Annotated in this window: 21 protein-coding genes; 8 read left to right on the plus strand and 13 right to left on the minus strand. The window is 57.0% G+C overall.

The window, feature by feature from the left end; all coding sequences use genetic code 11:
- Positions 1 to 8 precede the first annotated feature (8 nt).
- Positions 9 to 2,477, minus strand: coding sequence for a malto-oligosyltrehalose synthase (treY, locus tag LBF07_RS00215; protein ID WP_094935035.1), 2,469 nt, complete (start codon positions 2,475 to 2,477; stop codon positions 9 to 11).
- Complete coding sequence (gene treZ, locus LBF07_RS00220; protein WP_094935034.1) at positions 2,474 to 4,261, minus strand: malto-oligosyltrehalose trehalohydrolase; 1,788 nt, start codon at positions 4,259 to 4,261, stop codon at positions 2,474 to 2,476. The genes treY and treZ overlap by 4 nt, the downstream gene beginning before the upstream one ends.
- Before the next feature lie 132 nt (positions 4,262 to 4,393).
- Between treZ and LBF07_RS00225 the strand changes: the two genes are divergently transcribed.
- The 4 genes from LBF07_RS00225 (at position 4,394) to LBF07_RS00240 (ending at position 7,798) form a co-directional block, all read left to right on the plus strand.
- On the plus strand, positions 4,394 to 4,921 hold the full coding sequence (locus LBF07_RS00225; protein ID WP_033145585.1) for a GNAT family N-acetyltransferase: 528 nt from the start codon (positions 4,394 to 4,396) through the stop codon (positions 4,919 to 4,921).
- 86 nt (positions 4,922 to 5,007) lie between these two features.
- Complete coding sequence (locus LBF07_RS00230; RefSeq protein WP_198922072.1) at positions 5,008 to 5,757, plus strand: 5'-nucleotidase, lipoprotein e(P4) family; 750 nt, start codon at positions 5,008 to 5,010, stop codon at positions 5,755 to 5,757.
- A 141-nt stretch (positions 5,758 to 5,898) separates the two neighbouring features.
- On the plus strand, positions 5,899 to 6,885 hold the full coding sequence (locus LBF07_RS00235; protein WP_064672557.1) for an MBL fold metallo-hydrolase: 987 nt from the start codon (positions 5,899 to 5,901) through the stop codon (positions 6,883 to 6,885).
- A gap of 1 nt (position 6,886) precedes the next feature.
- Positions 6,887 to 7,798: a LysR family transcriptional regulator gene (locus LBF07_RS00240; RefSeq protein ID WP_094935033.1), complete on the plus strand. Its 912-nt coding sequence runs from the start codon at positions 6,887 to 6,889 to the stop codon at positions 7,796 to 7,798.
- Here the strand turns inward: LBF07_RS00240 and LBF07_RS00245 are convergent.
- Positions 7,789 to 8,673 carry a LysR substrate-binding domain-containing protein gene (locus LBF07_RS00245; protein WP_094935032.1) on the minus strand — a complete coding sequence of 295 codons (885 nt, stop codon included), beginning with the start codon at positions 8,671 to 8,673 and terminating at the stop codon, positions 7,789 to 7,791. The genes LBF07_RS00240 and LBF07_RS00245 overlap by 10 nt on opposite strands.
- 112 nt (positions 8,674 to 8,785) lie before the next feature.
- Here LBF07_RS00245 and LBF07_RS00250 point away from each other — a divergent pair, with 112 nt between their 5' ends.
- Positions 8,786 to 10,273, plus strand: a complete 1,488-nt coding sequence (locus LBF07_RS00250) for a UbiD family decarboxylase (RefSeq protein WP_094935031.1) — start codon at positions 8,786 to 8,788, stop codon at positions 10,271 to 10,273.
- 73 nt (positions 10,274 to 10,346) lie between these two features.
- On the opposite strand, the gene LBF07_RS00255 is transcribed toward LBF07_RS00250, so the two are convergent.
- Both LBF07_RS00255 and LBF07_RS00260 read right to left on the minus strand, forming a co-directional pair.
- The gene (locus LBF07_RS00255; protein ID WP_058840934.1) at positions 10,347 to 11,681 is read right to left on the minus strand and encodes a J domain-containing protein; all 1,335 of its coding nucleotides are present in this window, start codon (positions 11,679 to 11,681) and stop codon (positions 10,347 to 10,349) included.
- On the minus strand, positions 11,682 to 13,376 hold the full coding sequence (locus LBF07_RS00260; protein ID WP_094935030.1) for an Hsp70 family protein: 1,695 nt from the start codon (positions 13,374 to 13,376) through the stop codon (positions 11,682 to 11,684).
- A 165-nt stretch (positions 13,377 to 13,541) separates the two neighbouring features.
- Here LBF07_RS00260 and LBF07_RS00265 point away from each other — a divergent pair, with 165 nt between their 5' ends.
- A complete protein-coding gene (locus tag LBF07_RS00265; protein ID WP_033145603.1) occupies positions 13,542 to 13,829 on the plus strand; it encodes a VF530 family DNA-binding protein in 288 nt (95 codons plus the stop codon).
- Positions 13,830 to 13,836: 7 nt separating this feature from the next.
- Positions 13,837 to 15,129, plus strand: coding sequence for a glycoside hydrolase family 10 protein (locus tag LBF07_RS00270; RefSeq protein ID WP_206462011.1), 1,293 nt, complete (start codon positions 13,837 to 13,839; stop codon positions 15,127 to 15,129).
- Between the two features lie 39 nt (positions 15,130 to 15,168).
- Here LBF07_RS00270 and dsbG read toward each other — a convergent pair whose 3' ends face one another.
- From dsbG to LBF07_RS00305, 7 genes are all read right to left on the minus strand, one after another.
- Positions 15,169 to 15,927: a thiol:disulfide interchange protein DsbG gene (gene dsbG / locus LBF07_RS00275; RefSeq protein WP_094935029.1), complete on the minus strand. Its 759-nt coding sequence runs from the start codon at positions 15,925 to 15,927 to the stop codon at positions 15,169 to 15,171.
- A gap of 41 nt (positions 15,928 to 15,968) precedes the next feature.
- A complete protein-coding gene (locus LBF07_RS00280) occupies positions 15,969 to 16,580 on the minus strand; it encodes a DsbA family protein (RefSeq protein ID WP_094935028.1) in 612 nt (203 codons plus the stop codon).
- Positions 16,581 to 16,587: 7 nt separating this feature from the next.
- On the minus strand, positions 16,588 to 18,612 hold the full coding sequence (locus LBF07_RS00285) for a protein-disulfide reductase DsbD (RefSeq protein WP_094935027.1): 2,025 nt from the start codon (positions 18,610 to 18,612) through the stop codon (positions 16,588 to 16,590).
- A gap of 47 nt (positions 18,613 to 18,659) precedes the next feature.
- Complete coding sequence (locus tag LBF07_RS00290; protein WP_094935026.1) at positions 18,660 to 19,031, minus strand: hypothetical protein; 372 nt, start codon at positions 19,029 to 19,031, stop codon at positions 18,660 to 18,662.
- A gap of 87 nt (positions 19,032 to 19,118) precedes the next feature.
- Complete coding sequence (locus tag LBF07_RS00295) at positions 19,119 to 19,679, minus strand: RNA polymerase sigma factor (protein WP_080277788.1); 561 nt, start codon at positions 19,677 to 19,679, stop codon at positions 19,119 to 19,121.
- Between the two features lie 5 nt (positions 19,680 to 19,684).
- Positions 19,685 to 20,104 (minus strand): hypothetical protein, encoded by a 420-nt coding sequence (locus LBF07_RS00300; RefSeq protein ID WP_094935025.1) that lies wholly within the window; start codon positions 20,102 to 20,104, stop codon positions 19,685 to 19,687.
- 156 nt (positions 20,105 to 20,260) lie between these two features.
- Entirely contained in the window at positions 20,261 to 20,500 is a 240-nt protein-coding gene (locus tag LBF07_RS00305; RefSeq protein ID WP_094935024.1) for a hypothetical protein, read from the minus strand.
- A gap of 69 nt (positions 20,501 to 20,569) precedes the next feature.
- On the opposite strand from LBF07_RS00305, the gene LBF07_RS00310 reads away from it, so the two are divergent.
- Positions 20,570 to 21,280 carry a hypothetical protein gene (locus LBF07_RS00310; RefSeq protein ID WP_165356698.1) on the plus strand — a complete coding sequence of 237 codons (711 nt, stop codon included), beginning with the start codon at positions 20,570 to 20,572 and terminating at the stop codon, positions 21,278 to 21,280.
- A 276-nt stretch (positions 21,281 to 21,556) separates the two neighbouring features.
- Here LBF07_RS00310 and LBF07_RS00315 read toward each other — a convergent pair whose 3' ends face one another.
- Positions 21,557 to 23,107 (minus strand): methyl-accepting chemotaxis protein, encoded by a 1,551-nt coding sequence (locus LBF07_RS00315; RefSeq protein ID WP_094935022.1) that lies wholly within the window; start codon positions 23,105 to 23,107, stop codon positions 21,557 to 21,559.
- Positions 23,108 to 23,130: the final 23 nt, after the last annotated feature.

A 23,130-nucleotide genomic window follows, 5' to 3' on the forward strand; every position in this document is an offset into this window, starting at 1 on the left:
CTCCACGATTATTCGCAGGTAAGCAGAACCAGTACACATCCCTTTTCTGACGTTAAATCCAGCGTCTCTTGCAGAATGCGGCTCTCACCGCTGAACAGATCCCGATAGCGTTTCCCGGCCAGTTCTTCCGGTATCGCGACCCTGGTATTGACCCACAGCTGATGATTATCGGTGACATCAAAAACCAGACGCGGCACGGCGACAATCAGCGCCTCCTCGTCCTTAACGCGCGCATAGACAATCAGGTTCTCCTCGCGCTCGCCGGAGACCTTAAGTGGCAGCCAGTCGCCGTAGCGGAATAGCGCGTCGTAATGCGGACGCAGCCGCAGCAGCGTGGCGGTGACGAACTGCTTAACGCGCCCGTCTCGCCAGCAGGCCGGGTTATCAAATACCGTGGCATCCGCCGCGCTGAGGTTGTGCACCAGCGCGTTGAAATCCGGCTCCCGCCGGTTATCCGGGTCGACGAGGCTAAAGTTAAGCGCCTCGCTGCCCTGATAGATATCCGGCACGCCGGGAGCCGTGAGCTTGATTACCGTCTGGCTGAGGCTGTTCATCAGCCCGGCCCGGATAAAGGGCTGCATCGCCTCGCTAAAATCCTGCAGGAACAGCACGTTGTCCGGCGAAAGCAGGTGCCGCGCGTAGCTCAGCACCACGCTCTCATAGCTCTCGTTGCTGTCGATCCAGTCGGTGCGCTGTTTTGCCTCGCGCAGCGCTTTCTCGAGGAAGCCGATGAATCGCGCGTCGAGTGCTTTAAGCCCTTCGGCGTCGTCCGGCGACTGCGTGGCGGGCCAGACGCCCGCCAGCGCCTGATAGATCATCCAGGTATCGGCAGCGTTCGGCGCGGTACCGTCATTGAGAAAACGCACCTGAGTCTGGTTCATCTGTCGCCAGCGGGCCAGATTTTCCCCCCAGCGTTCCGGCGCTTCCGTCAGGGTGTAGAGACGCGCCCGGGCGTCTTCCCCGCGCTTGGTATCGTGCGTGGAGGTGCCCAGCAGCGCGTCGGGCTGTCGGGCGAGACGAATGCGCATCTCCTGGTGGAAGCGGGATAATGAAAACGCGCGCGGCGTCGGGTCGGCGCCCACTTCATTGAGCGCCAGCTCGAGGTTGTGGCGAAAGAACAGCGTGTCTTCAACGGACTTCGCCATCAGCGGCCCGGTAAGCTGCTGGAAGCGGGTTCTGAACAGCGCGGCGGACTCGCGGCAATCTTCCGGCAGGTCGCCGGTAAGAATGCGCACAATCAGGCTCAGCGCCGCTTCAGACGTCTCCACGCTGGCGATCACGCGGTTAAGCAGCGCCACGTCCGGCGGGGTTAATCCTTCCCGGGTGCCGTAGGTGCGGTAGACCGGAAAGGCGATAAGCAGCTCGCGCAGCGCGTGGCGGATATCCTCGCGCGGTAGCGCAACCTCATTGCGGCGGGCCAGATCGTAAGCAAAGTTAAGCAGCGTGGTGAATTCACCCTCAAAATTGCGATCGGTCATCAGGCCCTTGGCATCGCGCAGTTCCGCGTGGCGATCGACCGTTAACCCCAGCGTTTCGTCGTGGATGGTCTCCAGGCGCGACAGGTTATCGTCGTCGACCAGCACTTCCGCCAGCGAGGCGATAAACTCGTAGCCGGTGGTGCCGGATACCGGCCAGTCGGCGGGGAGCTGTTCTCCCTTCGCGAGGATTTTTTCAACCGTGATGTAGCAGTCGGGCCCGGTTTTCTCCCGCAGGCGCTGCAGATACCCCAGCGGATCGGCCAGGCCGTCGACGTGGTCGATTCGCAGGCCGTCCACCACGCCAGCGTGAACCAGCTCCAGGATCAGCCGGTGCGTATCGTCGAATACCGGCTCGTCTTCAACCCGAACGCCGACCAGCCCGGTGATCTCGAAGAAGCGCCGCCACGAGAGCTGCTTCGGCGCTTCCCGCCAGGACATCAGCCGCCAGCTTTGCGCTTCATGCAATTCAGCGATGCTCTTATCCTCGCTGTATGTGCCCGGGTTGAGCGGATACGCCGTATCGTAATAGACCAGAGAGGCCTTTCCCGTGACGGTGTCACGCTTCAGGGTGAGGGCCCCCTTCTCCAGCTCCGCCTCAAAGGTGTCGCCGAGGAACGGCAGCGTTAGCGGGCGCGACCCGTCGATATCGAAATAGCGGAAATAGCGGCTCTGCTGGCCGTATTCAATTACGTCCCGCCACCAGCCGTTTTCCAGCGAGGTGGACATATGGTTCGGGACAATGTCCAGAATCAGCCCCATGCCGGCCTGCTTAAGCGCCGTGGCCATGCGGTCGAAACCGTCTCGTCCGCCGATTGCGGGGTCAATTTCATTCGGGTTGGTCACGTCATAGCCGTGAGTGGAACCCGCTGTGGCGGTAAATACGGGCGACGCGTAGAGATGGCTGATGCCAAGATCTTTCAGATAAGGCACCAGCGCCGCAACGCGGTCGAAGGTCATGCCATTACGGAACTGAATACGGTACGTGGCGGAAGGGATCATAACGATGCTTCTCCATCAGCAAAGCGAACGACAATACCGTTCGGCGGTAAAACGTCAGTGACTTCCGGCCAGGCAAAGCGCGTCTCACCCGCAAGATCGGGCAGCGCGGCGGGCTTACTACCGATATTCAGCGCCAGAGAGAGCGTCCCCGACGTGAAATGCCAGCTCACCGCCACCATGCCGGGCGCGGTCTTGATTATCTTGCCCTCAACGGCGCCGCCATGACGCAGAAGCGGAACGATATGGCGATGACGCAGCGTCAGCAGGTGGCGCGTGAAGCGCAGCCACGTTTTGCCTTCGTCGGTGGCAATCTTATTCCAGTCGAGTTTTGAACGGATAAACGTGTTCACGTCGTTCGGATCCGGGACGGTTTCATCGTGCCCGGCATGGCCGGTAAACTCTTTTGCGCGCCCTTCCCGCACCGCCTTTGCCAGATCGCCGTGAAAATCGGTGAAAAACAGGAACGGGTGCGTTTCCCCAAACTCCTCGCCCATAAACAGCAGCGGGATATGGGGGGAAAGCAGCAGCGCGGCAAGCAGCACCCGCGTCTTGTCGGCTCCGGCCAGGGTGATAAGCCGTTCGCCCTGGGCGCGATTCCCGGTCTGATCGTGGTTTTGAATAAAATCGACGAAGAACTGCGGCGGCTGCGTCTGGCACTCCACCCCGCGGGATTCGCCGGTTTGCAGCGAAATCTCGCCCTGGTAGACAAAGCCTTCCGCCAGCGCCCGGGCGAACTTTTTCTCCGGCTCAAAGGCAAAATCCTGGTAGTACGCATGCGTCTCGCCGGTGGCAAACACGTGGGCGGCGTTGTGGAAGTCATCATTCCACTCGGCGGTGAACAGCGGCGTGTTGCCCTGTTCATCGCGCGGATGCAGGAAAATCACGTTGCGGCTGTCTTCCGTGGTCAGGTGAACGTGACGGTGCGGGATCGCGTCGCGGATTTTTGCGGCAATCTCCTCCAGAATGTGCGTCTCCGAGGCGTCTTTAATCTGGTCGATGGCATCAAAGCGCAGGCCGTCCAGACGGTACTCCGTCAGCCAGTAGAGGGGCGCATCGGTAATGTACTGCCTTACCGGCTCGCGTTCGTAAGCGATGCCGTTGCCCCACGGCGTCATCCGCTGTGCATCAAAAAACGCGGGCGACAGCAGCGGCAGATAGTTCCCCTCCGGGCCGAAGTGGTTGAGCACGATATCCAGCACCACGGAGAGTCCCAGCCCGTGCGCGGCGTCGATAAACGCGTGGAAATCCTCCGGCGTACCGTAGGCAGAGTGCGGGGCGTACAGCAGCACGCCGTCATACCCCCAGCCGCGTGTTCCGCCAAACTGAGAGACGGGCATCACTTCAAGCTGGGTAATACCGAGCTCTGCCAGATACGGCAGCTTGTCGATGGCGGCCCGGAAGGTGCCCTCCGGGGTAAACGTGCCGATGTGCAGCTCGTAGATAACCGTATCTTCCCACGGCCGCCCTGCCCAGTCCCGGTTGACCGGCTGATAGCGTTGGGGATCGATAACGATGGAGGGGCCGTTAACGTCGCCTTTTTGCGCGCGCGAGGCGGGGTCGGGCACCGTCATGCCGTCCTGCAGAACAAATTGATATTCTGCACCGTGCGTGACGCCGGGTACGTCTGCCTGAAACCAGCCGTCGCCAGCTGCCGTCATCGGCACGTCGGCGGCGGCCAGACGTAGCGTAAGTTCTTTCTGTCCTTCTGCCCAGACGCGAAAACGTACAACGTCATCGGAAATAAACTCAGCACCCCACTGCTTTTGAAATGTCCTGAATTCCATTCATTGTCCTCGAATGACCCACATTTTACGCGGAACGAAGTACAAGCTTAGTTCAGGATTAAAAGTGTGTTAGGCCAGCGAATTTAACCGCTTCGTCTATTCTTTATGAAATAACTCACTACCGGGAAGACTATGCAGATTCGAAAAGGACTCAATACCGACCTCGCTCGCCTTGAATGCTGTGACTTTTCTTTCACCATTAGCCACATTGCGCGAGAGCCCTTTATCCACTGCGATTTGCATATCGAAGCCGTCGCCGTGCCCTGGATTAAAACCTACGAGCTCGATATCCAAACCCTTGAAAACCACTGCGTTAATCCGGACGCCATATTTCTTATTGCCGAAACGGATGACGGGGAAATTGCCGGATTTATTACCGCGTCTATCGGCTGGAATAAGTTTATCTCGGTGGATTACATTGCCGTGGAGCGCACGAAACGCAGAACCGGCGCCGCGCAAAAATTAATGGCCGCCGCGCACGTCTGGGCCCGTAGCGTAAACGCGCCGGGATTACGGCTTGAAACACAAAATGTGAACGTCTCTGCCTGTCTGTTTTACCGCAACTACGGGTTTACCCTGGGCGGATACGATCGTTATCTCTACAACGCCTTACCGGAAAAGGACGAAGTCGCCCTGTTCTGGTATTACATGCTGGTCTAGCGGTGCGGCCTTCATATTTCTGTCATTGAATTTCATTACGCTTTCGGGATTTTAACCAGGGTGTTGAGGAAAAAAGTGTGAATTCAATGGCTAAGGTATTACTGCTGGCATTACCTGTTTTGAGTGCAACGGCCGCGGCGACGGCCGCCGGGGGCGAGCTGTGTGAACCCAAAGCGTACGAAATGGCGCTGCGCTATCAGCAGAAATCGGCAGAGATCGTGGCTCTTCAGCTGCAGACGTATCGGTTTGCCACCGAGCGTTTCAACGAGAAGTTAAAAGAGCTGAAAACGCCTGAAAATTACGCCGTGGTAATGGATCTGGATGAAACGGTGCTGGATAACACCCCTCTGCTGGTGCGCGACACCGAGCAGTGTCACGACTATACAAAATGGGACACCTGGAGCGACTGGGAAAAACAGGGCAAACCCGGCTTAATTCCGGGCGCGAAGGCGTTTCTTGACCATGTGAATCAAAGCAAGGTCCGTATCTATTATGTTTCGGACCGTATGCAGGAAAATAAAGCCGATACGCTCAGGACGTTAAAAGCCCTGGGACTTCCGCAGGTGTCCGATGAAAGCGTGCTTCTGGACACGGTCAGCAAGGAAGAGCGTCGCCAGAGCATCCTCAAAAAGCAGCAGATCGTGATGCTGTTTGGCGACAGCCTGCCGGATTTCGCCGTGCAGTTTAAAAATAAAAAGCCGAGCGAGCAGCAGCGCGAGCTGGTTGAAGCCAGCGCGGAACACTTCGGAAACGACTGGATTGTGCTGCCAAATGCCGCTTATGGCTCCTGGTCCAAAGCCACGCCGGACAGCTGGAACGCGCCGCTGAAAAAATAAGATTTTACGGGCCGGGAAAGGCAGCATCGCCACCCGGCTTCTGCGTTGTGCTATCCACTGCGTTTATAGGTCCTATCATTTCTGGGCAGGTTCTTATAATTTTACGAAGAAGTAAGATGAGTGCTTTCAAAGGAGACTCGTATGCTTACCGTGAAAAAACTTGCTCTTTCTACGCTGATTTCCAGTTCATTGCTTTTCTACCCTGCGCTGCAGGCGTCGGCAGAGACGCCCCAGCACGTCGTTAAACAACCGGCGGGCGGATACAGCGTTCAGGTCGGCGACGTTCTGGTCACCTCGTTTACCGACGGGACCGTCGCGCAGGATCTGCACAAGCTGCTGCGCCGGACAACGCCGCAAAAAATCGATGCGCTGCTCGCGAAAAATTTCCAGACCAACCCGCCTGAGGTATCCATTAACGCGTTCCTGATTGCGATGCCCGGACATAAAATTCTGGTGGATACGGGCTCAGGCCAGCTCTTTGGCCCCGGCAACGGCGGACGTCTGATTGAGAGCCTCGCCACCCAGGGGATTAAACCCGAGGACATTACTGAAGTCCTGCTGACCCACGCCCACTCCGATCACGCGGGCGGCCTGGTGAAAGACGGCAAGGTGGTGTTCAGCAACGCGCGCGTTTTCGTTGGCAAACCGGACGTCGACTTTTTCTTTAACGACGAGAATCAGAAAAAAACCGGCTACGGCAAGAACTACTTTGACGTCGCGCAGAAAACCTTAAAACCCTATCTTGACGCCGGTAAAGTGGTGCCGTTTAGCGGCACATCTGAGATTCTCCCCGGGCTGACCGGCACGGTTCATCCCGGCCATACGCCGGGTTCAGCCTTCTACACGCTGACAAGCAACGGCGAGAAGATCACCTTTGTCGGCGACATCATTCATGCCGCGGCGGTTCAGTTCCCGCAGCCTGACGTGACCATTACCTACGATGAAGATCAGAACAAAGCCGCAAGCGTGCGCGAACACGCGTTTGCGGACTTTGTGAAAAATAAAGACCTGGTTGCCGCGCCCCATCTGCCGTTCCCGGGTATCGGCTATGTCACCAAAGGCGAAAACGGCGGCTATGCCTGGGTCCCTGTGACCTATACCAACCGGGACGCCGGCAGCGCGAAATAAAATGACGCCCGTCTCTGACATGGACATCGACCTGCTCCTGACCCTGGACGCCCTGCTTCAGGACAGGAATATCACCCATGCGGCTGCGCGGCTGGGCATCAGCCAGCCCGCGCTGTCCGCTCGTCTGGCGCGTCTGCGAACGCTGTTTGGCGAACCGCTGTTTATTCCCTCCCCACATGGACGTGGGGTGCTACCGACGCCGCGAGCGGAAGCGCTTAAGCCGCAGGTGGAGAGCGTGCTGCGCGGCATCAGCGCGATGTTTTCTCCCACCACGTTTGATGCCCAGACCAGCACCCGGACCTTTGTTATCGCGCTGCACGAAAACCCGGCGCTGATGCTGGGCACAGGGCTGCTTAACCAGGTGGGTACCGAAGCTCCAGGTATTCGCCTGCGCTTCGCCCTGCCACAGATGTCCGAACTGCCGCAGCAGCTTGAAAACGGAGATGTGGATATCTACATCGGCGTGAGCGCGGGCGCCCATGACGGCTGGGTGAGGCGCAAACTGCTCGACGATGCGTTTGCCACCGCCCAGCGTAAAGGCCATCCGCGCGGGACCGGAGCGTTAGACCTGGAAAGCTACTGCGCGCTTTCTCATCTGGTGGTGTCATCGGCGGGAGATCCGTTTACCGGCTTTGTCGATCAAACCCTGGCCGGGCTGGGCTACCAGCGGCACGTCGCGATGTCCACGCAGAGCTACGCCGTGGCGCCTGCGCTTGTTGCCGGTACCGACCTGGCGTGCACCCTGCCGGAGCGGATGCTGAAACGGTTTGCCGGCACGCTGGATCTCTTTGCGCCGCCGCTGCCGCTCCAGCCGATTACCATCTACATGTACTGGCACCCGAAAAACAGCCAGGATCCGGCGAATGCCTGGCTGCGCGAGCAGCTGCTGCAGGCCGCCGGGCGTCAGGTCTGATCGAGGGTAACCAGAAACTTTTTAAGCACTTCTGATCGGATAATCCGGTGACAAACCAGCGTCAGCTCGCTTTCACGGAGCCGGTCGAGGATGTCCACGTAAACCACGTTCTCAACGCTCACCGCCTTTGCCGATGCGGGAAGCAGCGCCAGCCCAAATCCCGCCGAGACCAGGCTTATCACGGTGGGCACGTCGGTCGCGTTTTGCACCACGTCCGGCTGAAAGCCCGCCCCGCTGCAGGCGTCATAAAAGTACTGTTCCAGCCCCATTCCCTCCGGGTCGCGCAGGGAGATCCATTTTTCGTCCTTCACCGACGAAAGCGTCAGCGCGGAAGATCCCGCCAGCGGATGCTGACGATACAGCGCAAGTACCGTTTTCTCTGACGTGAATGGACGGCTTTGCAGATCGTCAGGCAGCGACGGCAGCGGCGCCCGGATAATAGCCACATCGAGCTGGTTGCTCTGCACGGCCGCGTAGAGCGTCTGCACGTTTCCCGTCACCAGCGACATGGTAATGGCCGGCCAGCGCGTATGCATCTGGCGCAGCGCGGCGGGCAGCCTGCCGTCGAACATCGCGCTCGACACGCACCCCAGGTTTAATACCCCCTGCTCGCCCCGTGCCGTTTGCCTGGCGTCCAGAACCGCCTGCTCGGTCAGGGAGATGGCGAGCCTGGCTTTCACCAGAAACGCTTCACCTGCGGGCGTCAGGGTTAAGCGGCGGTTCGCCCGGCTAAAGAGCGTGACGCCTAAACGTTCTTCCAGCGCCTTTATCTGCTGGCTCAGGGCCGGTTGCGCCATGTTCAGACGCTCGGCGGCCCGGTGCATGTGGAGCTCTTCGGCCACCACGATGAAATGGCGCATCTGACGAAACTGCACGGAACGCTTCCTTTTTTGATATGAATTTAATTATCAATTTAGCAGTAATGATGCAATTGATGCTATTGGTCATTGCCATAAAAATGGAGGTATTCAAACGAGGGAGGAAAATATGGAAAACCCGATCAACGATCTCCGCAGCGCCATCGCCCTGCTTCAGCGCCACGAAGGGCAGTATCTTGAAACCGATTATCCGGTCGATCCCAACGCGGAGCTGGCGGGGGTCTACCGTCATATCGGCGCGGGAGGCACGGTAAAACGTCCAACGCGTACAGGCCCGGCCATGATGTTCAACAGCGTGAAGGGCTATCCGGGCTCCCGCATCCTGGTGGGCATGCACGGCAGCCGCGAGCGTGCGGCGCTCCTTCTGGGCTGCGAGCCCTCTGAACTCGCAAAACACGTCGGCCAGGCGGTGAAAAAGCCGGTTGCGCCGGTTGTCGTTCCGGCCTCGCAGGCGCCCTGCCAGGAACAGGTTTTCTACGCTGACGACCACGACTTCGACCTGCGCAAGCTTCTTCCGGCCCCCACAAACACGCCGATTGATGCGGGCCCGTTCTTCTGTCTGGGGCTGGTGCTGGCGAGCGATCCGGAAGACAGTTCGCTGACGGATGTCACCATCCACCGCCTCTGCGTTCAGGAGCGCGACGAGCTTTCCATGTTCCTTGCCGCCGGTCGGCATATCGAAGTCTTCCGCAAAAAGGCGGAAGAAGCCGGAAAACCGCTGCCGGTGACGATCAATATGGGGCTCGATCCCGCCATCTATATCGGCGCGTGCTTTGAGGCGCCCACCACGCCGTTTGGCTACAACGAGCTGGGCGTCGCCGGGGCGCTGCGCCAGCAGCCGGTCGAACTGGTACAGGGCGTGGCGGTAAAAGAGAAAGCGATCGCGCGGGCGGAAATCATCATTGAGGGCGAACTGCTTCCGGGCGTGCGCGTAAGAGAAGATCAGCACACCAATACCGGCCACGCGATGCCGGAGTTCCCGGGCTACTGCGGCGAGGCGAACCCGTCCCTGCCCGTGATCAAAGTGAAAGCCGTGACCATGCGAAACCACGCGATCCTGCAAACGCTGGTGGGACCGGGAGAAGAGCATACCACCCTGGCCGGTTTACCGACGGAAGCCAGCATCCGCAATGCCGTTGAAGAGGCGATTCCGGGCTTCCTGCAAAACGTCTATGCGCATACCGCGGGCGGCGGTAAATTCCTCGGGATCCTGCAGGTGAAAAAACGCCAGCCGTCAGACGAAGGACGTCAGGGACAGGCGGCGCTCATTGCCTTAGCCACCTATTCGGAGCTGAAGAACATCATTCTTGTCGACGAAGACGTGGATATTTTCGACAGCGACGACATCCTGTGGGCGATGACCACCCGCATGCAGGGCGATGTCAGCATCACCAATATTCCGGGGATCCGCGGCCACCAGCTGGATCCGTCCCAGTCGCCGGATTACAGCACCTCAATTCGCGCAAACGGCATCTCCTGCAAGACCATCTTCGACTGCACGGTGCCGTGGGCGCTGAAGGACCGCTTCGAGCGCGCGCCGTTTATGGAGGTGGATCCGCGTCCGTGGGCGCCGGAGCTGTTCGCTGATAAGAAATAAATAGCTGAAAATTTAATAAGGTCACTCTGGCTTAAGCCGGGTGACCTTTTATTATTAGAGCGCCATATTTAATTCATCTCTCACTAAACTGATTAATCAGCGCCGCCATAACCGCAGCACAAATAAAGTAATGAATGAAAAGCCAGATAAAGCTATACCAGGCGAAATTCATCACCTCAAGGATCCGCCATGGACTGGAAAAGAGCCTGCTCATGATAATTCCGGGCAAGCGGATCGCCGGTACTTTTCGATTCGGCCACACTGCCCATACGGCTATCGCCGACAGCAGCAAAAAGATCGCCGTCATCAGGAGTGGTGGCCCCAGACCGGGTGTAGTAATGGCCGAAAGAGCAGCAAAATAGAGTCCGCCAAAGAACCACTGAATAATAATGAGTGAAAGCAGGAACTCAATGCCTAAAAAAGCGCTGAGCAATCTGGGTCTGGAATGGGCGCTTATCAACACCATATCGCTGACGTAAAGGTAGAAAATAAGCGTTGCAATTGTAATGGTACTGACGAGGGTAATACCCCCAGTGGAGGGTAAAATAGCGCTGAAAAGAAAACCCCAGAATGCCAATAAGAAAAGACCCGCCGATGTGAGGCCTAATCGTGCTCTCTGCAGGAACTGCAGAATAAAAGGATTGAGCCGGGGGAGGATTTCCGGAAAAGATTGCAGTACGTATTGATATCGTGTTGCCATAGTTTCAATCAAACCCGGCAATAATCGTATCCAAAAAGGTACGTTCGGTCGTTCACTTCTGAGCAGCTTAATAGCCAGCCTCTCCCGCCATGATCCCTGCTTCCCTTCCGCCTCCATTTTCTGCCAGGCTCGGAGGATTTCAGTTTGGCGGATCTGATGATTAATGGCGTGTTGAAGGTAAAGCGGGATGATATGGCTAAAGTCGTAATCATGTATCCGCCAGTTCAGCATTTCCGCCACGATATCAAGTTGCGCTTCAGTTAATCCAGCCTGTTCAGCCAGTGCAGCGGCAAGACGTTGACTGAAAAGCCGTTGTTGTTCAAGACTTCCTCGCCCGTTAATGCGGGCGGAGAGATGCTTGAGAGAAGCAATGCCGGATATTTCTTCGTTGACGAGCTTATAAGCCAGAGCAGATATTTCCTGTTCCGTATATAACGCTTCGCGCTCTGGTAAGAAAACGGTCACGCGTTCATCAGTTTCTTCCTGACGATCAACCATTGCCGCTGGTTCATCAACTAAAACACGTTGTGGATCCTTCTCTTTGCCTTCCTTTGCTAAGCGTTTTGCATCGTCAAAGGCTTCCCGTAGGCGTTGGTAACCAGTGGGGTCGGTATCAGGACGATTCTTTTTTAACTGGCGTGCGTAGGCTCGCCGAATTTCCGATTCATCCTCTGTAGGAGCAATATCAAGAGTTTGCCAGATGCTCATCTACCTGACCCCTTCGTAGCTATTGAGAAAAAGTTCAACCTCTCGTGCAGAACGTTCAATCCGCTGCGGCTCCTGACTCTCAAGAGCCCACTCAAATTCTGTTGTAAGCCGGTCAATGCAGGCTCGCTCGTCCCCCAGCAGCCGTTCATAGAGTCGCGAACAGCGAGCCAACAGCGCGACGTTTTCCTTACGATCGCGAGGGTGGATTTTGAGTGCGGCGAGCTTTTGCAGACTCTCGGCAATTTGTTCATCGCTCATCTGCCCCGGCACTTTTTCAATAATCCGTCTTGAGATGGCGGGGTTTCCCTGACACTGACATTCGACTTCCAGCAAACCATCGAGGGTATAGGTAAAGCGGACATCCAGAGAGACCTCTCCCGCCGGTGCAGGTGGGACATCAATACTCATTTCACCCAGAAAAATATTATCGCGAACTTTGCGCGCCTCCCCCTGGTAGATCTTCAGCAATACAGTGCGTTGATTATCTTCAACGGTATTGACTGTCTCCATCTTACTCACGGGTAGAAAGGTATTTCGTTCGATGAGTGGCAGGAAAAATCCCGTCTCAAGACGCTCCGAACTCCGCCTGGCAACTTCAACACCCAGAGAAAAAGGCATCACGTCCGTGAGAATGATATCCTCCACGGCGACATCAGACATGACCATACCGGCCTGAACGCCAGCACCAAGGGCTACGGCTTCGTCGGGATGAAGATCGTGACGTGGGAAGCGACCAAAAAGTCGCGCGACAGTCTGGCGGACGAGTGGCATGCGCGTCGCCCCTCCCACCAGAAGGATATGGTCCAGATCGCGCACGGAGAAACGCGCATCATTGAGCGCCTGCTGAACAGGATGTTGAAGCCGATTTAAAAGCGGTTTGCAGCACTGGGCAAATTGCTCTTCATTCATTAACCATCGCCACTCCGTATCATTCCAGCATAGAGTGACCTCGGCCTGTGCATGCTGGCTAAGCGTCAGTTTCATGCTTTCGGCTTTCGCCAGCAGCTCGGCCCTCACCGTATCGGGGGCTGCTTTTAGAGCCGGGTGTTGTTGCAACATCCATTGCAGAATGGCATCCGAAAAATCATCTCCACCTAAGTGTACGTCTCCGCTGCTGGCACGGACTTCCACCACGCCCTCAAACATATCAATAATGGATACATCGAATGTCCCACCGCCAAGATCGAAAGTGAGATATTTTTGTTCTCTGTTTTCCAGTAACCCAAAAGCAAGAGAAGCTGCGGTAGGTTCGTTTAAAAGGCGGATGGCATTCAGGCCGGCCAGGCTGGCAGCATTTTTTACCGCCCGTCGTTGTACATCATTAAAATAAGCCGGAACGGTGATGATCGCATCGGATATAGCCTGGCCAAGCCAGGCTTCAGCATCCTCTTTCAACTGGCGAAGCAGCAGAGCAGATAACTCCTCCGCACGAAATTGCCTTAGCCCAAGCGGAAGCTGGATGTCTGTCCCCATGAAACGCTTAAAGCTCGCCTGCGTGAGATGCGGATGAGTTTGTAAACGATCCCGGGCAGGACGGCCTGTCAGGATATTGCCGTCATCATCAAGACCCACGACTGAAGGGGTCAGAACCTCACCAATTTTATTCGTAACCAGCACTGGCCGCCCCTCAAGCCAAACGCTGACCGCGCTGTTCGTTGTCCCGAGATCGATTCCCAGCACCTGATTATGCGTCATCGGTATACCTGTTTTTCATTGTTACTCTATTGATTATACAAATAGTTAGAAGAGAACTAATGCCCAAAAAAAGGGGGATCTTGATATTATTGCCGCTTCCCCTGCTTTCTTGTACCCTTTCACCGGAAACCCTGCCCCCACAAACATTGAGACATCCGGACACCTATGACTGCACATATTTCCAAAGATCCTTTGCATGGCGTAACGCTGGAGATGATGGTCAATGCCCTGGTGGCAAAATACGGCTGGAGCGAACTGGGCGACCGAATCAAAATTAACTGTTTCAGAAAAGATCCCAGCGTTAAATCGAGCCTGAAATTTCTGCGCCGCACCCCGTGGGCGCGCGCGGAAGTGGAAGCCCTGTATCTGGACTCCCTCAACGATGAGGTAAGCACAGAACAGGCGGCGCCCGCGTTTAATCCTTGGGCCAACAGTCGGATTATCAAGAGCTAATACGCAAATGACGCGACACGTAAAACGGATTGGTGCGCTGGCTGCCTGCGCGCTTTTACTTGTGAGCTGCTCCTCCAAACCGCCAAAATCACTGGTTACCCCTCTTCCCACCGCGAGCAAACCGACGCAGCAGGCAAACGAGCCGATGCGCGGGATCTGGCTGGCGACCGTCTCGCGTCTCGACTGGCCGCCGGTGGCCTCGGTGAACGGCCGCAGCGCGGACCAGCGCATCGCGATGCAAAAGCAGGCGCTGACAAGCAAGCTCGACAACCTTAAGCGCCTCGGCATTAACACGGTGTTTTTCCAGGTGAAGCCGGACAGCACGGCCCTCTGGTCATCAAAAATTTTGCCGTGGTCGGATATGCTGACGGGCAACATCGGCGAGTATCCGGGATACGATCCGCTGCAGTTTATGCTGGATGAAGCGCACAAGCGCGGCATGAAAGTGCATGCCTGGTTCAACCCGTACCGCGTGTCGACTAACACCAAACCGTCCACCATCGCCGCCCTGAACCGGACCGCCTATCAGACCCCGTCCAGCGTCTATGTCCAGCACCCGGAGTGGGTGCGCATCTCGGGCGATCGCTTTGTGCTCGACCCCGGCATTCCGGAAGTGCGCGACTGGATAACCAAAGTGGTGACCGAAGTGGTGGCGAACTACGCGGTAGACGGCATGCAGTTCGATGATTACTTTTACGCCGAATCACCGGGGTCCGCGCTCAATGATTCGCAGACCTGGCGGCAGTACGGTCAGGGATTTGCCTCAAAGGCAGACTGGCGTAGACACAATACGCAGCAGCTGATCGTCCAGGTTTCCCGCGCGATTAAACAGACCAGGCCCCACGTTGAGTTTGGCGTCAGCCCGGCGGGCGTGTGGCGTAACCGTTCGTTTGACCCGGCAGGCTCGGACACCCGCGGCGCCGCGGCCTACGATGAATCCTACGCCGATACGCGGCAGTGGGTTCAGCAGGGCCTGCTCGACTACATCGCTCCGCAGATTTACTGGCCCTTCTCCCGGGACGCCGCGCGCTACGACGTGCTGACCAAATGGTGGGCCGACGTCGTGAAGCCGACCCACACTCGCCTGTATATCGGCATTGCGTTCTACAAGGTGGGCGAGCCGTCGAGAAACGAGCCGGACTGGACGGTTCAGGGCGGCGTGCCGGAGCTGAAAAAACAGCTCGATCTCAACGATTCGCTGCCCAACGTCAACGGCACCATCCTGTTCCGGGAAGATTACCTGAACCAGCCGCAGACCCAGCAGGCGGTGAACTACCTGAAAGGACGCTGGGGAAGCTAAATGCCATCAGGCAGAAACGCCCCGTTTCTGCCTGTTTTTTTACGGCTTCGGCCCGAACATCGCCTCAAGCTGCTGCGCATCCGGCATACCGACCACCTGCTGCAGCTCATTTTCCGCATTCAGATAGTAAATGGCCGGCGTGGCGTTAGCGCCCAGGCTGTCCATCAGCGTCTGGTGCTTCTGCAGGATTGCTACCGTTTCACGGGAAGCCTCGCCCTCTGGCTTCGGTAATTTTTTGCCACCTGAAAGCTCGTATTCGCGCCAGGCCGAAACCGGATCTTTCGCATTCAGAATCGCTGAGGCGTTGCGTCCGCTGTTGGGGTTGAGAAACGCCACCAGCAGCGTGTTGAGCTGCACCTTGCCCGCCTTCACCCACGGCTGCGCTTCGGCCCAGAACTGCTTGCAGTAAGGACAGAACGGATCGGCAAACACAAATACCTTACGCGGGGCGTTATTCGCCCCTTCCTTCAGGGGATGCGCCGCGTTGAGGTTCTTCCACATTTCGCGTCCCATCGGGGCGTAGATCTCTTTCTGGAAATAGCCCTCGCTGAGGTTCTTCCCTTTGTCATCGTACAGATAACCTGAGATGACGTGCTTGCCGTCCGGCGTTAAAAAGAGCGTCACGCCCATGTCCTGATACTGCCCCAGCCAGGCGGGCGCGCCGCCGGGCGCATCCAGCTTCTTGATAATTTTAATGTTCTGCTGCTCGCTGAAGTGCTTCACCACGTCCGGTATGGCTTCAGCCGCCTGCGCCAGCCCTGACGCCGTCAGCGCTGAAAGTAACAGTAATTTTTTCATTTCCCTCTCCGGTTTGTCGGGGGCATTCCGCCCCCTTCAGGTTAGCGGTTTTTCAGTGCGTCACTGACCATTTCGTCGAACTGTTCAAACGGCACCCAGCCGGGCAGCAGTCCCTCGCCGATGAGCGTGGCGGGCGTGCCCTGGATCCCCATTTTTTCCGCGACGATCAGGCTGCGCTTGATCGTCATCAGGCTCTCGTCATCCGGCGCGGTGACGCTCACGCCCGCCCGCCTCTGCGCCTCCTGAATGCTGGCGTCATCGTGGTAGCCCTTCTTCGCCATCAGAGTGTGGTTAAGCTTCATAAACTGCCCCGGATCCTGACGCCAGAGCGTTAACGCATCCCGCGCGGCGGTTAGCGAACTTTCCGAGCGGAAAGGTAAAAACTTAAAGACTACCGCCACGTCCGGGTGTTTTTCGACGATCTTCTCCAGGTACGGATCGAATTTTTTACAGTACGGACAGTTGTAGTCGGTAAACACCACCAGGGTGAGTTTGGGGTTTTTCGCGCCGATGCGCGGAGAGTTTGGATCGTTAAACAGGAAATCAGCGATGATCTTCTGCGCCCGCTGCTCCTGGTCCGGCGTCAGCGGCTGGGCAGCGAACACCTGAACCGGCGCCAGCAGGAGCAGAAGCGTAATAAGGAATTTTTTCATAACACAGTTAGCCTTTTGCGTTGTTCAGGGTGGTGATGAGGGTGCGCTTGTCCAGCAGCGGCGAGAGGATTTCGCCCTCAGGCAGGCCGGGGCCATACGCCGCGTTAAACGGAATGGCGTAACGGTTTCGCTTCGCCAGAAAATCCGCGATAAACGCGGACGGCTGGCTCCAGTCTCCGCGCAGGGCCACCACGTCCGGCTGGCGCAGCGCGGCAATAACGTCCGGCTGATTCAGCACCCGATGCTCGTTAACTTTGCAGGTCACGCACCAGTCCGCCGAGATATCCACGAACACGCGTTTTCCCTGCGCCAGCGCCTGCTGGATGGCCTCCTCGCTGAGCGGTTGCCACGGGATGGTCTGAGCAGCATTTTGTGCCGGAGCGGCAGGCGGCGCGTTAAGCAGCCCGCGCGCCTGATACCCACCAAACGCCGACAGCGCGATCACCACGAGCCAGAACAGCGGTGAGGATTTTTGCCCCTTCAGCGCGAACAGCGCCAGCGCGACGGCGATAAGCACCAGCATCACAATCTGGCTGACCGCCTCGCCCAGATGCACGCTCAACAATGTTGCCAGCCAGAGGCTGGAGGCGAGCATCATCAGGCCCAGAACGACTTTTAGCGTGTTCATCCAGCGGCCGGGTTTCGGCAGCAGCATGGCCGTTTTCGGCACCAGGGCGACAAACAGCCACGGCAGGCTCATGCCCACGCCGAGCATCAGGAAGATCAGCCACAGAGAGTGCAGCGGCGCGCCAAGGGCAAAGGCGACCGCCGTACCGAGGAACGGCGCGGAGCACGGCGTCGCCAGCAGCGTGGCGAACATCCCTTCGCAGAAGCTGCCGCCAATCCCGGATCCTCCTGCCGTCGCCAGCCGTCCCGTGGCGGCGGAAGGCAGCAGCATCTCAAACGCGCCAAACAGGTTCAGCGCAAACAGGAAGGTGACGGCGACCATCAGGCCAATAAACCACGGGTTCTGGAACTGAATGCCCCACCCCAGCGACGCCCCGGCCAGCTTCAGCGCCGTCACCATCCCCGCCAGCAGCATAAAGGAGGTGAGGATCCCGGCGCTGGTAGCGAGGAAGCGCAGCCTGATAGCGCGCCTGTCCGATCCCGCCTGCAGGATGCTGTTAAGCTTCATGCCCATGACCGGCAGCACGCAGGGCATCAGGTTGAGGATAAGCCCGCCCAGCAGCGCAAAGAGCACCATTTTGCCAATACCTTCAGACGAGGAGGGCGCTGCGGGCGTCGCGCCAACGGTCATGGTGGTTTGCTGCGCGTGACCGCCATTGGTCAGCACAAACGACAGCCTCTTGCCCTTCAGCGAGGCGGGCTTGTCTCCCCATTCGTCGGTCACGGGTACCGTCACCCGAAGCGTATTGCCGTCGTGTTTGATGACCGGCTCGCCGGGAAGAATGTCACCTTCCAGCGGGTCAAAGTAGATCCCCGGATTATCCCACTTCCCGTCCGACGTGCCGGTAATCACCAGCTTGTCGCCAGCGAGCCACGCGGAGAGATCCCTGGATACGCCTGACGTACCGGGCACGGCGCGCATCGCCTGCTCGAACTCGCTACGGAAGCCCTCATCCACCGGCTGGGTAAAATCGAGGCGTAGCGGGTAGTCCGTCAGCAGGCAGACGTTACTGCACGTCGAGAGCGTGAGCGTCCCGTCGAGCGTGTCGCCCTTCACTCCGTTGAGCGTAATCGGGATCGTGACCTTATCGTGATAGCCCTGCGTGGTCATGCCGGAGATATCGAAGCGCGACGGGACCGGCCAGGACCAGCTATCCGTTACGCCTTCCGGCCAGCCGATTTTTGGCGCGACGCCGCCCTCGCCCGGCGATCGCCAGTAGGTTTTCCAGCCGTGCTTTAGCTCAACGGTGAGCAGGCCTTTAACGTGCGTTTGTTCCCTTTCCGCCTGAAAGCGGATGCGGGCGTGATCGTTTTGTTGGGAAACCTGCCAGCCGGTGTCTGCCGCATGGACAATGCCGATGCAGGACAGCCACAGGAAGACGAATCCCCTGAAGAGGTTAACCATGTTTTACTCCGTGAACAGTGAAAATTATCGTGAGAGGACGATGATTTTCATTCACGGAAAACGCAGTTTTTAAGGTGTATTCGGGGAGGCGGTGCCTGAACGGGCTGTTCTGCGGGAGCCAATGCCCGCCCTTGCATAAACAGCTGCAGCAGCGCGAAGAAGATAATAATGGCCGGCAGCGCGCCGTCGAAGAACAGCGGCTGGGCGCAAAGCAGCGAGTGTGCGCCCAGCTGACAGGGCGACGGGCCGGGCTGTTCAGTATTGCCGCTTTGAGCCGGGGCATCTGCACTCAGTGAAATCTGCGGATCCAGTCCCTGTAAAAAATGGTTAAGCATCACCGTACGCTGCACGAGGCAAAGCGCCATCGCGAGACAGGTGACGATCAAAAGCCATTTTCCGAGGAGCTGACGGTTGCGCATAACGTTCCAGAGTGACGAGACGCCCCGATCATAAACGATAGTGATGAATCTACAAGTGCCGGAAGTGTAAGGTTTTGTCTGTCGCCGCTATTCGCCCGTCAGCGCGTCATAGACGTCCCGCAGCCGCGTGCGCAGAAACAGCACCGCCTTGTGCTTGCGGGATAACAGCGCCTGCTCGCTGGCGCCCGTCTCCTCTGCCAGCATTTTAATGCTGTAGCCGTGGAGTTCGGTCTTTTCAAACACCTCGCGCTGCGGCGGCGGCAGTTCAGACAGCGCCTGCCCCAGTTCTTCCCACAGCAGCGTTTTGAGATACTCCTCTTCCGGCGTGTGCGGTACGCCGAACAGGGTTTCGGCCAGCTCGTCCTCCGGGAACCCCTCTTCGTCTTCTCCCGTAAAATAGCCAGAGAGCGACACCTCGCGCTTTTTACGCGCCCGGTCGGTCATCTCGTTACGCGCCGCGCGGAACAGCCAGGCGGCGACGTTTTCGACCGGCTGCTCCACTTTCATCAGCTGATAGGTGACTTCCTGCAAAATGTCGTCGGCATCATCGCGAACGGAGGTCCGTCCGCGAATGAAGGCTGTCAGCCGGGCGCGGCAGGCATTGAGCGCCGACATCAGCATGGATCCGCCCGCCTCCCCGGCTTTCATTTCGCTCACTCTGCTTCCGGCGCTTTTGGCGTGGCGTCTTCGCGCTTATCGTCACGATGACCGTGCCAGCCGCAGTGGCCGCGACCGTGGCGACCAAACCCTTCGCGACGCTGCTGAATAAACGCCTCGCGCTGTTCGGGCGTCATGTTCATCCAGCGCTCGTGCATCCGGCGGTGCGCGCCAAACATCCCCGGACGGAAACCCAGCCCGCCAAACAGAATGCGGCTCAGCACCAGAATGCCCAGCGCCTGCCAGAAGCCAATGGCCTTCACGCCGAGGATGGCCGGGAGCAAGGCGTTCCACAGGGTCATCACCAGCAGGCCGAGCACGATGAAAATCACCGCGCCGATGACTAAGCCCTTGCCCATACGGTGGCGACCGAATCCGCGCCCATGACCTCTGTCGTGCATATCAAAATCTCTCATGGTGTTTACCTCGTTTACAGTAACTGATTATGGCTTGTGATGAGGTAGACGGATGAGGGAGGGAAATATTGCTGGGGGAATAAAAATTTTTGGGCTGACGATTTTGGACTCATAGCGATAACGGCTGGCGGGCGCTATGAGTCGCTTGCAGGCAAATCATCTCGTACGAAGAATTCGCTTAGCCAGTGCGATAGCAATAACGGCCAGTATGATTGACACCAGTGCCAGGAAGATGAGCAAGGATAATAGTGGATTTAACAAGCCACCTAAACTGGTGAAGTCGCTGATACGGCCAAGTTGCTCGGACGTGCATACACGCAAAATGATCTCAGGAATAATAAGCAAAAATATAATGATGGTCAGGACATAAACCAAAGCACTCTTGCGCTTTCCCATTTTCGATGTTGCCCCTTTCTCAAACATGATCAATGATAATAAGATAATGATACTGCAAGGTTATATAAAATGGCACAAAACTATTTGCAACTAAAAATGCAGTCGAATAAACGGTTAGCTATTGCACTAACAAACTCGCTTCGAGACATGCATGAAGACCATATGGCAACTCTGGAAAAGGTGAAACAGGGAACGCAGCGCCTGGTTAGCTACGGTGCATGCCTGATGCCAGACGAGTATTATCGTAACGCTTGCCGTGATACGTGGCGCGAAGATAAACGCTTAGTCCTTGCCTTAGGTGAAATTTACAACAGAAAAGATGTCACTTTGGACATGGTTGAAATTTATTTTAGGAAAACTCTTAATAGGCTGGGCGAACAAAAGAGTAAAGACCTGATTACTAATATCCATAACTTATTGGGTAAAGCTGCCGAGCATGCCTCTGCTAAAGCCAGCAAGTTAGCCCTCTCCTTTACCCTTGCGAATCTGATCATCAACAGCAGGGATTTTAAGCAAAATCATATCAGGCTTGTGAACTCATTCTCGACTTGGTTCGTTAATGGTGCAACACTTTACTCAAAGGCTCAGGTAGCGGCATCTGCGGCTAATCGACTCAAATTCCAGGATCCTCAGTACTACCAGGCACTTTATAAAGAAAATATTGAGATGTTATATTTCTTAATCGAGCCGCAAATGTCTGAAATTATCTACCAGGTAAACTCCGGAGATAATAACGAGCAAGTGATAGGTGACGCTTTGTACGAGATACTGCGAAAATGAAGCAAGCAATCTTATGGCTTTTGAAGTCGTTTTTTTACCTGGTGCCAGCGTTACTTATTGTACTTGGGATATATTTTTTTATCCGGTTTATACCGGACTATGCTGCTTTACTCAGCGTCGTTTGGGTGATTGCTATTTCTTTTATTTATGTGAAATATAATAAATGGTATTAAAACAGTCCTATTAGGTCTACAGGCTGACCTCATGGGAAAGCAACTTGGAAAGTTTCGCACATTAAGTAGATAAAAGGCTCCCTGCGGAGCCCCCCTCATACAATCAAGCCTGCACCGGCAAACTAAAACTCGAAATACTCCGCGAAAGCTGCTGCGCCTGCTCTTCCAGCGAGGCCGCTGCCGCAGCGGACTGCTGCACCAGCGCGGCGTTCTGCTGGGTCACGCCATCCATCTCGGTCACCGCCTGGCCGACCTGGCTGATCCCGCGGCTCTGCTCTTCGGAGGCGACGGAGATCTGCTCCATCAGCGTATTCACTTTATTCACCGACGAAATAATCGAGTCAATCACCTCGCCCGAGCGGCTCACCAGCTCAGCACCGTTTTTCACGCTGGAGACCGACTGCGCAATCAGGCTTTCGATGTCCTTAGCCGCCACCGCGCTTTTCTGCGCCAGGGTGCGCACTTCGCTGGCCACGACCGCAAAGCCGCGGCCCTGCGTTCCCGCGCGCGCCGCTTCTACCGCCGCGTTCAGCGCCAGGATGTTGGTCTGGAAGGCGATGCTGTTAATCACGCTGGTAATGTCTTCGATACGCTTCGAGTTCGCCGCGATGGTGTTCATCGTGTCGATCACTTCACGGGTCACCGCTTCACCGGTGTGGGCATTTTTCACCGCGTCCTGCACCAGTTTCCCGGCCTGGTAAACGTTGTCGGTATTGTTCGCCACCGTCGCGCTCAGCTCTTCCATGCTCGCTGCCGTCTGGGTTAACGCCGAAGCCTGCTGCTCGGTACGTGACGCCAGGTCGATATTCCCGGAGGCAATCTCCTGCGCCGCGTGCGTTACGGTATGGCTCGCATCGCGCACCTGGGCGATGGTCGCCAGCAGCGCCTGACGCATCTGCTCCATTGAGCTCATGAGATGATCGATTTCGTTATGTGCGCTCCCCTTGACCGGTACCGGAACGTCCAGCTTGCCCGCCGCAATCTGGCTGCAGTGCTCGCGCGCCAGGTTAACCGGCGCAAAGACAAAGCGCTTCATCAGCATGCTGACGGCGACAATCACCACCACAAACAGGCTGGCAATAGCGGCAATGATCGCCAGGCCAGAGACGAAATTGCTGCTCGCATTCTCGTTCAGGCTTTTGGCATATTTCTGGTGGACGGAAAGGACCTGGTCGAGAACGATCTCGTACTGGCGGTCGAGGCGGGAGACTTCCGGGATCAGGGCGTTAAATTTGGCCACATCGTGCGCCTCGGCGGCATCGATCAGCGGCGCCAGCCCCTGGTTGCGGTAGTTTTGCCAGGCATCCTGATAGGCAGTCACCAGCGGCGCTTCATCCGTCAGACGCGGCGAAGCCATAAAGGCCGCAAAGGCGTGGTCCGCTTTGGTCAGCGCCTCCTTCACGGCGGTTAGCTTTGCAGCTCCGTCTGCCGAGTTGCCCGCTTCCACCATCTTCACATACTCCATCACCCGCACGCGCAGCGTACGGCTATGGTTGATGGGGTCAATAATGGACAGCACAACCTGGATCTCTTTGTTGACGTTATCCAGGGAATTATTACTTTTAATGATGAGGCCAACGCTGGTCACAGTGCTGACAACAAAGAAGAAAAGCAGCGAGAACAGGACGATCAGGGACGACTTTTTCAACGACATAAACCAATACCTCAAGGAGAATT

The sequence above is a fragment of the Enterobacter cloacae complex sp. ECL352 genome (genome assembly GCF_020149545.1).
Classification (GTDB): Bacteria; Pseudomonadota; Gammaproteobacteria; order Enterobacterales; family Enterobacteriaceae; genus Enterobacter; species Enterobacter asburiae_B.

Bases quoted from the DNA above. Each gene is read 5' to 3' on its own strand.
- LBF07_RS00255 (WP_058840934.1), bottom strand. From the start codon at position 11,681: ATGAGCATCTGGCAAACTCTTGATATTGCTCCTACAGAGGATGAATCG.
- treZ (WP_094935034.1), bottom strand. From the start codon at position 4,261: ATGGAATTCAGGACATTTCAAAAGCAGTGGGGTGCTGAGTTTATTTCC.
- LBF07_RS00305 (WP_094935024.1), bottom strand. From the start codon at position 20,500: ATGGGAAAGCGCAAGAGTGCTTTGGTTTATGTCCTGACCATCATTATA.
- LBF07_RS00250 (WP_094935031.1), top strand. From the start codon at position 8,786: ATGGAAAACCCGATCAACGATCTCCGCAGCGCCATCGCCCTGCTTCAG.
- LBF07_RS00300 (WP_094935025.1), bottom strand. From the start codon at position 20,104: ATGAGAGATTTTGATATGCACGACAGAGGTCATGGGCGCGGATTCGGT.
- dsbG (WP_094935029.1), bottom strand. From the start codon at position 15,927: ATGAAAAAATTACTGTTACTTTCAGCGCTGACGGCGTCAGGGCTGGCG.
- LBF07_RS00270 (WP_206462011.1), top strand. From the start codon at position 13,837: ATGACGCGACACGTAAAACGGATTGGTGCGCTGGCTGCCTGCGCGCTT.
- LBF07_RS00310 (WP_165356698.1), top strand. From the start codon at position 20,570: ATGGCACAAAACTATTTGCAACTAAAAATGCAGTCGAATAAACGGTTA.
- LBF07_RS00235 (WP_064672557.1), top strand. From the start codon at position 5,899: ATGCTTACCGTGAAAAAACTTGCTCTTTCTACGCTGATTTCCAGTTCA.
- LBF07_RS00285 (WP_094935027.1), bottom strand. From the start codon at position 18,612: ATGGTTAACCTCTTCAGGGGATTCGTCTTCCTGTGGCTGTCCTGCATC.
- LBF07_RS00315 (WP_094935022.1), bottom strand. From the start codon at position 23,107: ATGTCGTTGAAAAAGTCGTCCCTGATCGTCCTGTTCTCGCTGCTTTTC.
- LBF07_RS00265 (WP_033145603.1), top strand. From the start codon at position 13,542: ATGACTGCACATATTTCCAAAGATCCTTTGCATGGCGTAACGCTGGAG.
- LBF07_RS00240 (WP_094935033.1), top strand. From the start codon at position 6,887: ATGACGCCCGTCTCTGACATGGACATCGACCTGCTCCTGACCCTGGAC.
- LBF07_RS00230 (WP_198922072.1), top strand. From the start codon at position 5,008: ATGGCTAAGGTATTACTGCTGGCATTACCTGTTTTGAGTGCAACGGCC.
- LBF07_RS00280 (WP_094935028.1), bottom strand. From the start codon at position 16,580: ATGAAAAAATTCCTTATTACGCTTCTGCTCCTGCTGGCGCCGGTTCAG.
- LBF07_RS00225 (WP_033145585.1), top strand. From the start codon at position 4,394: ATGCAGATTCGAAAAGGACTCAATACCGACCTCGCTCGCCTTGAATGC.
- treY (WP_094935035.1), bottom strand. From the start codon at position 2,477: ATGATCCCTTCCGCCACGTACCGTATTCAGTTCCGTAATGGCATGACC.
- LBF07_RS00295 (WP_080277788.1), bottom strand. From the start codon at position 19,679: ATGAAAGCCGGGGAGGCGGGCGGATCCATGCTGATGTCGGCGCTCAAT.
- LBF07_RS00260 (WP_094935030.1), bottom strand. From the start codon at position 13,376: ATGACGCATAATCAGGTGCTGGGAATCGATCTCGGGACAACGAACAGC.
- LBF07_RS00290 (WP_094935026.1), bottom strand. From the start codon at position 19,031: ATGCGCAACCGTCAGCTCCTCGGAAAATGGCTTTTGATCGTCACCTGT.